12 protein-coding genes are annotated in these 13382 nt (G+C 64.8%); 7 read left to right on the top strand and 5 right to left on the bottom strand.

What is annotated here, in order from left to right; genetic code table 11:
• Positions 1-137 precede the first annotated feature (137 nt).
• Complete coding sequence (locus MKK62_RS00490; protein ID WP_240262905.1) at positions 138-1295, bottom strand: Zn-dependent alcohol dehydrogenase; 1158 nt, start codon at positions 1293-1295, stop codon at positions 138-140.
• Entirely contained in the window at positions 1292-2515 is a 1224-nt protein-coding gene (locus tag MKK62_RS00485; RefSeq protein WP_240262906.1) for a cytochrome P450, read from the bottom strand. The genes MKK62_RS00490 and MKK62_RS00485 overlap by 4 nt, the downstream gene beginning before the upstream one ends.
• Positions 2516-2613: 98 nt before the next feature.
• Here MKK62_RS00485 and MKK62_RS00480 point away from each other — a divergent pair, with 98 nt between their 5' ends.
• The 4 genes from MKK62_RS00480 to MKK62_RS00465 are packed head-to-tail and all read left to right on the top strand — an operon-like array spanning position 2614 to position 6173.
• The gene (locus tag MKK62_RS00480) at positions 2614-2973 is read left to right on the top strand and encodes a Rieske (2Fe-2S) protein (protein ID WP_240262907.1); all 360 of its coding nucleotides are present in this window, start codon (positions 2614-2616) and stop codon (positions 2971-2973) included.
• Complete coding sequence (locus MKK62_RS00475) at positions 2970-4022, top strand: amidohydrolase family protein (protein ID WP_240262908.1); 1053 nt, start codon at positions 2970-2972, stop codon at positions 4020-4022. Before MKK62_RS00480 ends, MKK62_RS00475 begins: the two co-directional genes overlap by 4 nt.
• Entirely contained in the window at positions 4019-5179 is a 1161-nt protein-coding gene (locus MKK62_RS00470) for an amidohydrolase family protein (RefSeq protein WP_240262909.1), read from the top strand. Before MKK62_RS00475 ends, MKK62_RS00470 begins: the two co-directional genes overlap by 4 nt.
• A gap of 34 nt (positions 5180-5213) precedes the next feature.
• Entirely contained in the window at positions 5214-6173 is a 960-nt protein-coding gene (locus MKK62_RS00465) for an alpha/beta hydrolase (RefSeq protein WP_240262910.1), read from the top strand.
• Between the two features lie 15 nt (positions 6174-6188).
• Here the strand turns inward: MKK62_RS00465 and MKK62_RS00460 are convergent, their stop codons facing one another.
• Positions 6189-6803, bottom strand: coding sequence for a hypothetical protein (locus tag MKK62_RS00460; RefSeq protein WP_434085005.1), 615 nt, complete (start codon positions 6801-6803; stop codon positions 6189-6191).
• Entirely contained in the window at positions 6800-7597 is a 798-nt protein-coding gene (locus MKK62_RS00455; RefSeq protein ID WP_240262911.1) for an Rv1363c family protein, read from the bottom strand. The genes MKK62_RS00460 and MKK62_RS00455 overlap by 4 nt, the downstream gene beginning before the upstream one ends.
• A gap of 129 nt (positions 7598-7726) precedes the next feature.
• On the opposite strand from MKK62_RS00455, the gene MKK62_RS00450 reads away from it, so the two are divergent.
• Positions 7727-8869, top strand: coding sequence for an acyl-CoA dehydrogenase family protein (locus MKK62_RS00450; protein ID WP_240262912.1), 1143 nt, complete (start codon positions 7727-7729; stop codon positions 8867-8869).
• On the top strand, positions 8869-10128 hold the full coding sequence (locus tag MKK62_RS00445) for an acyl-CoA dehydrogenase family protein (RefSeq protein WP_240262913.1): 1260 nt from the start codon (positions 8869-8871) through the stop codon (positions 10126-10128). Before MKK62_RS00450 ends, MKK62_RS00445 begins: the two co-directional genes overlap by 1 nt.
• Here MKK62_RS00445 and htpG read toward each other — a convergent pair.
• Positions 10125-12047 carry a molecular chaperone HtpG gene (gene htpG / locus MKK62_RS00440; RefSeq protein WP_240262914.1) on the bottom strand — a complete coding sequence of 641 codons (1923 nt, stop codon included), beginning with the start codon at positions 12045-12047 and terminating at the stop codon, positions 10125-10127. The genes MKK62_RS00445 and htpG overlap by 4 nt on opposite strands.
• A 328-nt stretch (positions 12048-12375) precedes the next feature.
• Between htpG and MKK62_RS00435 the strand changes: the two genes are divergently transcribed.
• Positions 12376-13239 carry a mycofactocin-coupled SDR family oxidoreductase gene (locus MKK62_RS00435; protein ID WP_240262915.1) on the top strand — a complete coding sequence of 288 codons (864 nt, stop codon included), beginning with the start codon at positions 12376-12378 and terminating at the stop codon, positions 13237-13239.
• The last annotated feature ends 143 nt before the right edge of the window (positions 13240-13382 follow it).

Genomic DNA, 13382 nt, shown 5'->3' with positions numbered 1-13382 from the left:
CGCGTTGCCGTTGTCGGTCCATGCCGCGCTGCCGCCGTCGGCGGTGGTCAACTTGCCGTTAGTGGGCGCAGGTGCGTAGTAGGTCTGTTCCCACAGCGCCGCCGCGCCCGGCATCGCGGAACGGGGACGGTGTGCAGCTACGCGACCCCGAAATCGATGATGCCGCGCACGATTTCACCGTTCAGCAGATCGGCATAGGCATCGTTGATCTCGTCGAGCCGGTAATGCCGGGTGATCATCTCGTCGAGCATCAATTGGCCACTCTGGTAGAGCTTGGCCAGTTGGGCGATGTCGGACTTCATGTTGCACGAGCCGAATATGGTGCCCGCCAGCGTCTTATTCATCAGGATGAAGTCCTGCAGATTGATCTTGACCGACTGGGTCAGTTGTGACGTCATGCCGGTGAGCACGCATGTCCCACCCTTGCGGGTAAGTGCCACCCCGTCGCGAACATCCTCGCGACTCATCAATGACGGCGAGACCACGACGGCGTCGGCCATCACGCCGAAGGTCAGGCCGCGCACCAGATCCATCGCCTCTTCGGCCGATGCCGCGGTGTGTGTCGCCCCGAAGCGCAGCGCCGACTTCTGTTTGAACTCAACCGGATCGACGGCAACGATCTGCGCGGCTCCGTTGATCCGAGCACTCTGGATGGCGGCAGTCCCGATGCCGCCGACGCCGATCACCACGACGGTGTCGCCGGCGCGCATATTGGAACGGTTGGCCACCGAGCCGTAACCGGTGGGAATGGCGCACGACAGCAGGGCGATCGGCACCAGCGGCAGGTGCGGCTCCACTTTCACCAGCGAGTTTACCGATGCCACAGTGTGTTCGGCGAACGTCCCGACCTTGGCGAGATGACCAAGGTCTCGTCCGTCCGAGGTGTGGTGGCGGAAGGTCCCGTCGGTGGGCATGCCCGGAACCATGGTGCCGATGCCGGCATCACAGATGTACTCGGCTCCGCTTGCGCACCAACGGCATTGACCGCACGCCGCGACGAACGACATCACCACGTGGTCGCCCGGGGCGTAATCGGTGACACCCGGACCTACTTCTTCCACGATGCCCGAGCCCTCGTGGCCGCCGATCATCGGGAACATCGAGGGCAGCCCCATCGCCTTCATGACGTCGTTGGGTGCGGACATGTCACCCTTGAGGATGTGGTCGTCGGAATGGCACAGGCCCGCGGCGGCCATCTTGACCAGAACCTCCCCGGCCTTCGGGGGATCCAATTCGAATTCCTCGACAGACCAAGGCCCGCCGACGTCGTGCAGGATTGCGGCGCGGCTTTTCACGGCACCGGCGTAAAGGTCACTGGCAAGCTATTCGGCGAGCGAAACGTGACGCCGACGATCCGGGTCTCGTCGTCGGGTTCCAGCCTGATGTTCTCGACGCGGTCCAGCAGACTCTCCAGCATGACGCGAGTTTCCAAGCGCGCCAGGTGCATTCCCAGACACATGTGTATTCCGCCGGCAAACGCGATATGCGCTTGGCGCGGTCGCTGGATGTCGAAGGTGTTCGAATCCGGCCAGCGACTTTCGTCGCGGTTGGCCGAACCCATGCACAAGTCGACCTGTGCGCCGGCCGGAATCGTCGTACCGCTGATCTCGACGTCCCGGGTGGTCGTACGCATGACCATGGTCAGGGGAGTTTCGACCCGCAACCCCTCTTCCATGGCGGGCGGTATCAGCGACCGGTCCCGCTGGACCATCGTCAACTGCTCAGGATGAGTCAGCAACAGATAAAGCAGGTTGCCGGACGACCGGTACGTCGTCTCCAATCCGGCGGGCAGCAACAGGCGAAGGAACGCGATGATCGCTTCGTCGTCAAGTTTTTCGCCGTCGATCTCCGCGGTGCACAGGTCGCCGATGATGTCGTTGGTGGGTTTCCTGCGGCGCTGCTCGACCTGGTCGGAGAAATAGGTGTGCAGTTCGTTGGCCGCGATCAAGCCCGCTTCGATGTCGGTCTGGATCGAAATGAGCCCGAGCGACAGTCGCCGGAACATGTCGAGATCTTCGCGGGGCAGGCCGAGGAGCTCAGAAATGATTCGGGTGGGGAACTCGAAGGTCAGCGCTTTGACCAGGTCGGCATGTCCGTCGGCTTTGATCTCGTCGACGAGCTGATTGCACACCGGCCCGATGACCGAAGGTTCCCACCGTTCCAGCGCCGTTGCCCGGAAAGCCTTCGCCACCAGGCTGCGATGGTCGTGGTGCTCTTTGCCCTCCATCGCCAGGATGGTGTGGCCCATCACCAAGCCGATTGTCTTGTCGTACGCGGCTGAGGTGAAGGCCTTTTCGTCGCGGAAAGCCTGGAAGACGCCGTCGTATCCGAACAGCACCCATTCGTCGTCGGGTGCGAGTTCCGGCGGTAGCAGCTCGTTTTCCATGAACTTGCCGTGGAACACCGGATCGGTGCGGCGCATGTACTCGAAGAACGGGTAGGGGCTGGTCTCGCCGGTTACGTCGAGGACGACCGGTTGGCCCCCAACGTCTGGAACTTCGGTGCGCAGCGTCATTGCCGCTCCTTCGTGACCGGGAATTTCGCTATCATAATATAAATAGCAACGAAGCCCAACGGCTTGTAGTGGTTACCGCATCGAGGACAGTATTAACCGTGGCTGAACGTCGACTCGTCTGCTCGCTCGACGACTTGCCGCCGGGCGCGATGAAACTGGTCGACGTCGGCAAGTTCGGCGTGGGTGTGTACAACGTCGCCGGGTCGTTGCACGCGATCGTCAACTACTGCTCGCACGAGGGCGCCCCGTTGTGCGAGGGACTGCTCGGCGGCACCAACGAGTCGGCGCCCGACGAGCCCGGTGGGATACGCCGGATAAAAGACGGTCAGATCGTCCGATGCCCTTGGCACAACTGGGAATTCGACATCACCACGGGGCAGAACCTTGCCGACCCCAAACGACGTGTCCGCACCTACGACGTGGATGTCGCCGACGGGAAGGTGTTCCTGACCGCATGATCATCGATACCAATGTGCAGCCGCACTTTCGCTACAACGCCGAGATCCGGCGTTACCTCCCGGCCGCCCACAAACTGCGGTCGATACCCGACGTCGAGCAGCAGTGGTATCAGGCGCCGCGCGGCAACTACCGTGAGGACCTGTACGGCGAGCACTATCCGGGATCTGATCCCGCGACCGTCGCCCGCCATCTGTTCGACGACGCCGGCGCCGACTATGCCGTGCTCAATCCTCTGACACGCGGCAACATTGCCGACTATCTGCTCAACAGCCGTATCTGCGCGGCGGTCAACGACTGGCTACTGGATCGCTGGCTCGAACCGGACGCCACGAATCGCTTTCGCGGCACCATTCGCGTCAACCCGGAAGATCCCAAGGGCGCGGTCGCGGAGATAGAACGTCTTGCCGCGCACCCCAAGCTGGTGCAGGTGGGAGTCCCGTTGCAGTCCCGCGAGCCGTACGGCAAGCCGCAGTTCGAGCCGATCTGGGAGGCCGCGGCGGCGCACGGACTTCCGGTCGCTGTGCACATCAACGGCGGCAACGGCGTCGACTATGCGCCCACCTTCGCCGGTCATGCGGGCACGTATCCCGGTTATGCGGCCTTCATGCCGTTGAACTACTTCGTCCACCTCGCCACGCTCATCGTCGAAGGCACGTTCGGGCGGCACCCGAATCTGAGGTTCGTCTTCGCCGACGGGGGCTACGACATCCTGACCCCGTTGATGTGGCGACTCGACACGTTCTGGCTGTCGATGCGTGATCAGACGCCATGGGTCGATCGCTACCCGAGCGACTACCTGCCCGACCATGTCCGGTTCTGCACGTCATCCTTCGACGGGCCAACGGACCCGGGCCAGACGCAGCGCTGGATGGAGTTCTCCGGGAAATCCGGCCTGCTGATGTACGGGTCCGGCTACCCACACTGGTCCACCTGCTCAGCCGAGGATGCCGTCGCCGGGCTGAACAGTGCACAGCGCGACGACGTGCTGTGGCGAAACGCCGCCGACCTATACGGCCTCACCGCACTAGCGGAAGGGAGTCATCGATGACCATCACCGAACGGGCGGAGTCGCGCACCGAGCACGACGAGATCGCGGTCGCCATCGTCGACACCGACGTGCACCCGATGCCCGTCTCCACCGACGTCCTCAAGTCGTACGCGCCGCCGGAATGGGTGGACAAAATCTGGCCCTCCGGCAACGCCGTCACCCCGATCCCGCACTTCTACGACACCCCGGATTCGTTCAAGACCTTCTCCATGCGAGTCGACGCGGCGCCGCCCGGCGGCGGTTTCGCCGGGACCGATCCCGACTACGCCGCCAAACAACTACTCGTCGACGCCGGAGTCGGCATCGCCACGCTGGAACCGATGTGCGACGCGCAACTGCCGCAGGCCGAACACGTGCTGAAAGCCACGTACAACGACTGGCTCGCCGATGTCTGGCTGGACCGTAACAACGCCCACGGCCGCTGGCGCGGATCCATCAGCGTCACTGCGCAGGCACCCGACCTCGCGGCCCGCGAAATCGAGCGGTGGGCGGGCCATCCGTACATGGCGCAGGTGTTGATGACGCCGCAGACGCGCGGAATCCCGTTCGGCAACCCGCATTTCGATCCGATCTATGCTGCCGCTTCGGCTAACGGCTTTCCGGTGGCCACCCATCTGATGGGGCAGACGCCATTCGAGCTGATTCCGATCTACCCGGTCGGAAACCCGGCCCACTGGCACGACTTCTTCGCGTCGTGGCCCCTGCTGTACGTGTCGCATCTGATGAGCCTGGTGTTTGACGGCGCCTTCGACCGGCATCCCGACCTACGGGTGGTGTTCGTCGAGGGCGGCTTCACGTGGGCGATGCCGGTGATGTCGCGGATGGACCGGATCTGGCAGGCGCGGCGCGCTGACCTGCCGCACGTGCGTCGACGGCCGTCGGAGTACGTCCGCGAACACGTCCGTTTCACCACCCAGCCGCTGGAGGACACCGACGTCAAGCAGTTCCGCGAGTACCTCGAGATGATGGACCTCGGGGACAACCTGATGTTTTCGACGGACTATCCGCACTGGAGCTACGACGCCCCGACCTATGCGGTCAACCGGTTTCCCGCAGCTCAGCGGGAGCGGATCATGCGCGGCAACGCCACGGCGTTGTACGGGTTGCCCTCGACCGTCAAGGCACTGCCCGGAGAGCGTCCCCCGGTGACCGCTTGAATAGGGAGACCTGACCACGCTAAAGGACGACTGCATGACGACTGAGACCGATCGCGCACGGCCGCGCGGTTTGGGCCGGATTGACCCAGCCCTGCGCGACGTGGCGGCCGGCTTGGACATCGTGGAATTTCAGACCGAGTCGCTACCCGTCGAGCGGGAAAAGTCCAACGCGCTGGCCGCCGAGCGTGCCGCCGCCGTCGACACCACCGATGTCCGGGTCGAGGATCGGGCCATCGACGGGCCCGGCGGGCGACTCGGTCTTCGGCTCTACCGTGGTCCGGCCACGTCGGCGACACCGCTGGTGATCTACGCCCACGGCGGTTGCTTTGTCACCGGCAATCTCGACACCGATCACGCCCACTGTGTGCAGCTGGCTCGCGACGCGAGCTGCCTGGTGGTGTCGGTCGACTACCGGTTGGCCCCCGAGCATCCGTGCCCGGCGGCCCTCGACGACGTGGCGGCGGCGTTCCGGTACGCCGTCGAGAACGGCGCGGCCCTCGACGCGGACGCAGACCGGATCGTGCTGATGGGCCGCGACGCGGGCGCGGCGCTCGTCGCTGCGCTGGCCCAGCGCACGTTCGACGAGGAGGGTCCGGCGATCCTGGCCCAGGTGCTGCACCAGCCCATGTTGGATTCGGACGCAACGCCCTCGCGCCGGGAATTCCGGCAGACCCCCGGCCTCAACGGTCCGGCGGTGAGTCGGGCGTGGGGGCACTACCTCGGACATGGCGCGGCGACGGCGCAGCACGTTCCGGCGCACCGGGCCAACCTCGAGGGTTTGCCGCCGGCGTTCATCAGCTGCGCCGAGATCGACCCCTGCCGCGACGAGGCCATCGACTACGCCAACCGGCTACTGCACGCCTATGTGCACACCGAGTTGCATGTCGTCGCCGCCACCTTCCATGGATTCGACTCGGCGGCGCCGGAATGGGTTGTCTCGCAAGAGAACGTGGCACTGCATGCCCAAACCCTGCGGCGAACGTTCGCGGTCTAGCGGCTCCCCGGCCTACTAGAGCGGATCGAATTTGGTGATCAACCACTGGCCGTTCATCCTGCTCAGCGAGACCCTCACCGAACTGGCGGCCATCGACGGATCCGGCCGCTCCTTGCTCGCAGTGGCTTGATTGACGAAGACCAGCACCTCGGCTGAATTCGGGTGCAGATCGGAGACGGCGGCGCCGACGACCTGAGCGGTGGTGGACACGCCTTTCGATTTGGCAGCCGGCGTCACGACCTGCTTGGTGAAGTCGCTGTAGTAGTTCAGAAAGTCGCCGCTGAGGTGCGACTTCGCCGCGGCGAAGTCTTGGTCGAGCGTGTCGGGCTTGTACGAGAGCAGGGCCACCGTGCCGTCTCGCGCGGCGTTGACGACGCTTTGCTCGACCGCGTGGTCCGTCTCCTGGTCGGGTCGGTACTGGGTGAAGAACAGCCACCCCGCAAGGCCGCCGGCCGCCAACAACGCCACCAACAGCACCAGTGGGACGACGGGAATGCCGGCGCGCCGGCGGACCTCGCCCGTGCTCAACCGGTGAACCGTCTCGGTTCCGTCCTCTTCGCCGTCCTTGGTCTTGTCGATCTCGACGCCTTCGGTCGGCTCGACGTCGGCGGCAGTGTCGTCGTCGCTCACAGCACGAACTCCACTTTCGACACTTTCAGGTCACCACCGGCTTGCACGACGCTCACCCGGAACCGGAAGGTCCGCGGTTGGTCTTTGGCACCGGCGATGTTGGTCACGCGCTCGTTGGCCAGCACCAGGACGACTGCGGAGTCCTTGCTCATCGATTCGAGCGCGGTCATCGTGACAGATCCCTCGGTCACCGCCTTCGAGTCCTTCACCACCGACTCGAAATCCTCTGCGCGCTTCTGGAAGTCGTCCTTGAACTCGCCAGTGGCGCTGTCCAGCACCCGCTGTACGTCTTCCTTGGCTTTGTTGAAGTCGAGTGACGTCAGGTTGATGACGCCCTGGCGGGCGGTCGCGACATAGGCGGCGGCGCGCGCGCGGTCCTGCCCGACTTTGTAGTGACACCATGCCATCCAGCCGCTGGCCCCGAGGAGCGCGACGATTGCGACCACCGCGGCAACGGTCAGGGTCAGCGACATCCTCGGTAGCTGCCGCCGCTGGCCGGCCGCTTCGGATTCGGCGGAGTCGGTCGGCTCGGGAGTTGCCGCCTCGGCAGTCTCCGGCTCGGCCGCCTGCTCGACGGCGGTGTCGCTGGAGCCGGTCGCGTCGTCGTCAGCGTCGGTCTGAGTCGCGCGCTCGGCCTCGGCCTCGCGCCGCAACTTGATGGCCCGCGCGCGGGCGCGGGCCGCCGCGGCGAGCGCTTCAGCCTCAGCCGCCTCCGCCTCGGCTTGCTCAGCCAGCGCGAGGGCATCCAGCTTCGCTTTGGCCAGGTCCGACGGCCGGTCGTCGGCCTCAGCCATGGCTAGCGCGGCTTCTCGACGTCATTATCGATTGAACTCCGGTATCTCTTACGGTATTGGTCATTGCTACCATCGGGTCACCAGCGACCAGCGATTGGGACGCACGGCCAGGAAGGCTTCGCCAACATCATGACTGCCGTCGATTCCCCCGAAAAGATACTCTTTGCCTCCACGACTCAGGCTTTTCTCCAGAAAGAGGTTCCCCTGAGTCGGGTGCGGGAGTTGCATTCTCAGGGCGTGGCATTCGAGCCGGATTGGTGGCGGCGCGCCGCGGAGTTGGGGTGGACCGCGCTGCTGGTTCCCGAAGACCTCGGCGGCGGCAGCGTCTCCGGTGACGGGTTCGCCGACCTGGCGATGGTCGCCGAACAACTCGGCAAAACCGTCGCCCCCGGCCCGTTGTATCCAGTCAGCACCGTGCTTACCGCACTGGTGGAATCGGCCGAGCCGCAAGCACATGCGGAGACGATCGAATCGCTGATCGCCGGCGAGACGATCGCCTCGTGGGCGGTGTACGAGCCCGGGCGGGGCTGGGCGCCGCACGAGCCGTCGGTCACCGCGACGGCCACCGACTCCGGCTACCGGATCGACGGCGTCAAAGACCGGGTCGAGGCCGGCGCCCAATCCGGACTGCTGCTCGTGGTTGCCCGCACCGATGACGGTGTGCGCCAGTTCCTGGTCCCTACCGACGTTGCGGGCGTGCACGTCGAGCCCCAGCAGTCCATCGACATGGTCAAGCAATACGCGCGTGTGCAATTCGACGATGTCGAGGTGGACCACACCGCGGCGCTGGACAGTTCGGTCGACCTGATCGACCGTCAAAGTCAGATCGCGCAGGTGCTGCAGTGCGCCGAGGTCGTCGGGATTCTGCAGACCGTCTTCGACTTCACCGTGGCCTGGGCGCTGGACCGGCACAGCTTCGGTCGTCCACTGGCGTCCTACCAGGCGCTCAAACACCGTTTTGCCGACATGAAGATGTGGCTGGAGGCGTGCCGGGCGACGACTGGCGCGGCGGTGGTCGCGATCTCCCAGCGCGCGCCTGATTCCTCGCTGACGGCCAGCATCGCCAAGTCCTACATCGGGGAGAAGGCAGTGGAGATCATCCAGGGGTGTGTGCAGATGCACGGCGGAATCGGGGTGACGTGGGAACACGACCTGCACTTGTACCTGCGACGAGCGACCCTGTACCGCTCCATGTTCGGCACCCCGGAGGAGCACAACTTGCGGGTGTATGCGCTGCACGACGCCGCCCAGCAGGCATTGAGGTCGGCGTAATGACCGAGACCGCCGGCACCGTGACAGACACCGAAACCATCGACGAGTTCCGCGCCCGCGCCCGCGCGTGGCTTGCCGAGAACATGCCGGCGATCGATCCGGCACACCCACCGGCCGCGCACCGCGACGAAGAGCGCTGCTGGCAGCGCGCCCGCGAACTCCAGAAGCGGCTCTACGACGGAGGATTCGCGGGCATCTGCTTTCCCCGCGAATACGGCGGGCTGGGCTTGGACTACGAGTACCAGAAGGCGTTCAACGACGAGAGCCTCAGCTATGAGATGCCGCTGATACTCAACACGCCGACCTTCACCATCTGCTGCGCGACCTTGCTCGACACCGCAAGCGAGGAGCAGAAGCGTCAGCACATCGGCGCCGCCCTGCGGGGCGAGGAGATCCTGGTCCAGCTGCTGTCCGAGCCCAGCGGCGGCTCGGATCTCGCGGGGGTGCTCACCCGCGCCGACCGAGTCGACGACCACTGGGTGCTCAACGGCGCAAAGACGTGGAGCACCAGTGCCTTTGGCGCTGACTACGGCTTATGCCTGGCGCGGACCAACTGGGATGTGCCCAAACACGACGGCCTGACCATGTTCCTGGTCCCGATCAAGCATCCCGGGATCACGATGCGTCGCATCACCCAGCTGAACGGGTCGACAGAGTTTTGCGAGGAGTTCCTCGACAACGTCGACGTCGGCGATGACGCGGTGGTCGGCGAAGTCAACGACGGGTGGTCGGTGGCCTCCCGCCAGCTCTATCACGAACGCCGCGCGGTCGGCATGGGCTCGGAATTCGCCAGCGGCAGCGGCAGTGAGGGCGGGCGCGCGACGCCGGTCAATTACCCGCGACTGCTCGCCGCGACCGGACAATCCGACAACGAGCGGCTGCGAGAGATCGCGGGGCGGGCGCTGGTGCACCGCGCGGTCAGTGAGCAACTGGGCGCGCATATCTTTCGCGGCGTCAACGACGGTTCGCTGCCGCCCGCGGCCGGAAGCTTGTTGCGGCTATTCCACGCCGACGCCGTCACCTTGGAGATGGATACGGGGCTGGCGATTACCGGAACCGGCGGCGTCGTCGGCGCCGAGGGCGAGGGCTTGGAGACCGGGCTGCGCTATCTGTCCCGCCAAACGGCCTGCATCGGCGGCGGCACCAGCGAGTTGGCTCGTAACGTGATCGGCGAGCGCGTGTTGAACTTCCCTCGCGAGTACGCCGCCGACCGTGGGGTGCCGTTCAACCAGGTCAAGCACGGCAAGGCCGGACGCTAGACCGTCCGCGTCAGTCGGTTGGCAAGCAGCTCGGCGAACCGGGCGGGATCCTCTGGGGCATTGCCTTCCGCCAGAAGTGCCGCGCCGTAGAGCAATTCGGCGGTCTCGCCATTGGTGGGGTCGTCGCCGCGGTCTTTGTGTGCCTGCTGCAGCCCGGTGATCAATGGATGCGTCGGATTGATCTCCAGCGTCCGCTTGCCGACCGGCACGTCCTGCCCGGTCGCGCGGTAGATACGGGCCAGCGACGGGGTGATGCCGAATGCGTCGGTGATCAGGCACGCCGGTGAGTCGGTCAGGCGAGTGGACAATCGCACTTCCTTGACGTGGTCGCTCAACGTCTCGGTCAGCCACGCCAGCAGGTCGGCGAAGTTCTCTTCCTGCTCTTTGCGTTCGGCCTCGTGCGCCGACTTCTCTTCCTCGGTGTCGAGGTCGACGTCGCCCATGGCAATCGACTGCAGCGGCTTCTCGTCGAACTCGGTCACCGAGCCCAGCCAGATCTCGTCGACGGTGTCGGAAAGCAGCAGCACCTCGTAGCCTTTGGCCTTGAACGCCTCGAGGTGCGGGGTGTTGAGGATCTGCTGGGGCGATTCGCCGGTGGCGTAGAAGATCTGGCGCTGACCCTCCTTCATCCGGGAGACGTACTCGGCGAGCGTCGTGAGCTGGTCTTCGCTGTGGGTCGAGGCGAATGAGCAGACCTCGAGCAGCGTCTCCTGGTTGTCGAAGTCACGCATCAGGCCCTCTTTGAGGACCTTGCCGAACTCGCCCCAGAAGGTGCGGTAGTCGTCCGGCCGCTCGGTTTGCAGTTCCTTGATGGTCGACAAGACCTTCTTGGTCAGCCGCCGCCGGATCGCGTTGATCTGCCGGTCTTGCTGCAGGATTTCGCGAGACACGTTGAGCGACAGGTCCTGTGCGTCGACGACACCTTTGACGAAGCGCAGGTATCGGGGCATCAGCTGGTCACAGTCACCCATGATGAAGACGCGCTTGACATACAGCTGCACGCCGATGGCGGCGTCGGGCTCGTACAGGTCGAGGGGGGCGCGCGACGGAATGAACAGCAGCGCTTGGTATTCGAACGTGCCTTCGGCCTTCATGGAGATGACCTCGAGTGGCTCGTCCCAGGCGTGCGCGATGTGCTTGTAGAACTCCTTGTACTCCTCGTCGGAGACCTCGTCCTTGGGTCGCGCCCACAGCGCCTTGCCGGAGTTGAGGGTCTCGACCTCGGTGGTGACGGTCTCCTTGTCGTCCTGCTCAGACTTTTTCTCGACCTCCATCCGGATCGGCCAGGCGATGAAGTCGGAGTACTTCTTGACCAGCGTCCGCAGCTTCCACTCCGAGGTGTAGTCGTGCAGCGCGTCCTCGGCGTCGGCGGGCTTGAGGTGCAGCGTCACCGACGTTCCCTGCGGCGCGTTGTCGACTGATTCGATCGTGTAGGTGCCGTCGCCGCTGGATTGCCATTTGATGGCTTCGCTTTCACCGGCTTTGTGGGTGAGCAGTTCGACCTTGTCGGCCACCATGAACGTCGAGTAGAAGCCGATGCCGAACTGGCCGATCAGCTCGTCGGATACCGCGGCGTTTTTCGCGTCCTTGAGTTGCTGTCGCAGCTCGGCCGTCCCCGACTTGGCCAAGGTGCCGATCAAGTCGACCACCTCAGCGCGGCTCATGCCGATGCCATTGTCGCGAATGGTCAACGTGCGCGCCTCGCGGTCCACGTCGATCTCGATGTGGAGATCGGAGGTATCGACATCCAGGTCCTTGTTGCGGAACGCCTCGATGCGCAGCTTGTCCAGCGCGTCAGAGGCGTTGGAAATCAACTCCCGCAGAAACGAGTCCTTGTCGGAATAAACCGAGTGGACCATCAAATCCAGAAGCTGTCGCGCCTCGGCTTGGAACTCCAGTTGCTCGACACCCGATGTCATGGCTGCCCCTTAGTACGCCCTCCGGTATTCGAGGGCAGGGTACAGGATCGCGTCACCCCAGGTCTTCGTGCACCTTTTCGGTGTCTTTCCTATCTTTAGTAGAATAGATACTATAGGTTTTTAACAGCCTGTCCTGCAGTGACGCAGCGTCGTGGAAGAGAAGCGATGGAGTTGAACGCTCACCGATCCCTGTGGTGGGTCGGCTCAGCGCCTCTGTCGCGCCCACGTCGGAGGATTCAGCTGCCGGCTTCCGTTTCGAATGGCTTGGGCGACAACATCGCCGCTAGGCCCGCGGTCGCGTTTGTGAGCGCATGAGAAGGGATCGGCTATGGGCAGGGTGACGGGCAAGGTCGCGGTCGTCAGTGGAGCCGCGCGCGGTCAGGGCCGCTCGCACGCCCGGACGCTGGCGGCGGAAGGCGCCGACATCATCGCGGTCGACCTCTGCGAAGACATCGAGACCAATGAGTACCCGCTCGCCCGCCCGGAGGATCTGGACGAAACCGCCCGCCTAGTGGAGAAGGAGGGGCGGCGCGTCCACACCGAGATCGCCGACGTTCGGGACCGCGCGGCATTGGCGGCGGCCGTCGACCGCGGCGTCGCCGAGCTCGGCCATCTCGACATCGTGGTCGCCAACGCCGGGATCTGCCCATTGACGGCGGGTCTGCCGCCGCAAGCCTTCGCCGACGCCGTCGACGTCGACCTCGGTGGCGTGCTCAACCTGGTGCACTCGAGCCTCAAGCACCTGGAGTCCGGCGCATCGATCATCGTGATCGGCTCCAACGCCGCCTTCATGTCGTCGATGAATACCACCGGCATCGACGGCGGGCCCGGCGGCGCGGGTTACGCCTTCGCGAAAATCGCTGCCGCGCATTACGTCAACGACTTCGCACGCGCGCTGGCGCCGTTCTCGATCCGGATGAACGCGGTGCACCCCACCAACGTCAACACCGACATGCTGCACAGCGCGCCGATGTATCGGGCTTTCCGGCCCGACCTGCCGAACCCCACCCGCGAGGACGCAGAACCGATCTTCCCGCTCGTGCAGGCGATGCCGATTCCGTACGTCGAACCAGAGGACATCAGCGAAGCGGTGCTGTTCTTGGCCTCCGACGCCGCGCGCTATGTCACCGGTCAGCAACTCCGCGTCGACGGTGGCGGCTTCCTCAAGGTGAAGCCGTGGTCGGGCGGCTAAGCGGCGCAGGAGAATTGGAGACCTAGAAATGGCTACCGCCAACGACGATGCAGAGCGAAGCGATGAGGAGGAGTGGCGAAATGGCTACCGCCAACGACGATGCAGAGCGAAGCGATGAGGAGGAGTGGCGAAATGGCTACCGC

It is taken from the genome of Mycobacterium paraterrae (genome assembly GCF_022430545.2).
Classification (GTDB): domain Bacteria; phylum Actinomycetota; class Actinomycetes; order Mycobacteriales; family Mycobacteriaceae; genus Mycobacterium; species Mycobacterium paraterrae.
Note: the sequence above shows the minus strand (reverse complement) of the source record. Positions and strands in the feature narration are given on the sequence as shown.

Coding starts and splice junctions, on each gene's coding strand:
- MKK62_RS00435 (WP_240262915.1), top strand. CDS start 12,376: ATGGGCAGGGTGACGGGCAAGGTCGCGGTCGTCAGTGGAGCCGCGCGC.
- MKK62_RS00455 (WP_240262911.1), bottom strand. CDS start 7,597: ATGGCTGAGGCCGACGACCGGCCGTCGGACCTGGCCAAAGCGAAGCTG.
- MKK62_RS00485 (WP_240262906.1), bottom strand. CDS start 2,515: ATGACGCTGCGCACCGAAGTTCCAGACGTTGGGGGCCAACCGGTCGTC.
- MKK62_RS00445 (WP_240262913.1), top strand. CDS start 8,869: ATGACCGAGACCGCCGGCACCGTGACAGACACCGAAACCATCGACGAG.
- MKK62_RS00465 (WP_240262910.1), top strand. CDS start 5,214: ATGACGACTGAGACCGATCGCGCACGGCCGCGCGGTTTGGGCCGGATT.
- MKK62_RS00450 (WP_240262912.1), top strand. CDS start 7,727: ATGACTGCCGTCGATTCCCCCGAAAAGATACTCTTTGCCTCCACGACT.
- MKK62_RS00470 (WP_240262909.1), top strand. CDS start 4,019: ATGACCATCACCGAACGGGCGGAGTCGCGCACCGAGCACGACGAGATC.
- htpG (WP_240262914.1), bottom strand. CDS start 12,047: ATGACATCGGGTGTCGAGCAACTGGAGTTCCAAGCCGAGGCGCGACAG.
- MKK62_RS00475 (WP_240262908.1), top strand. CDS start 2,970: ATGATCATCGATACCAATGTGCAGCCGCACTTTCGCTACAACGCCGAG.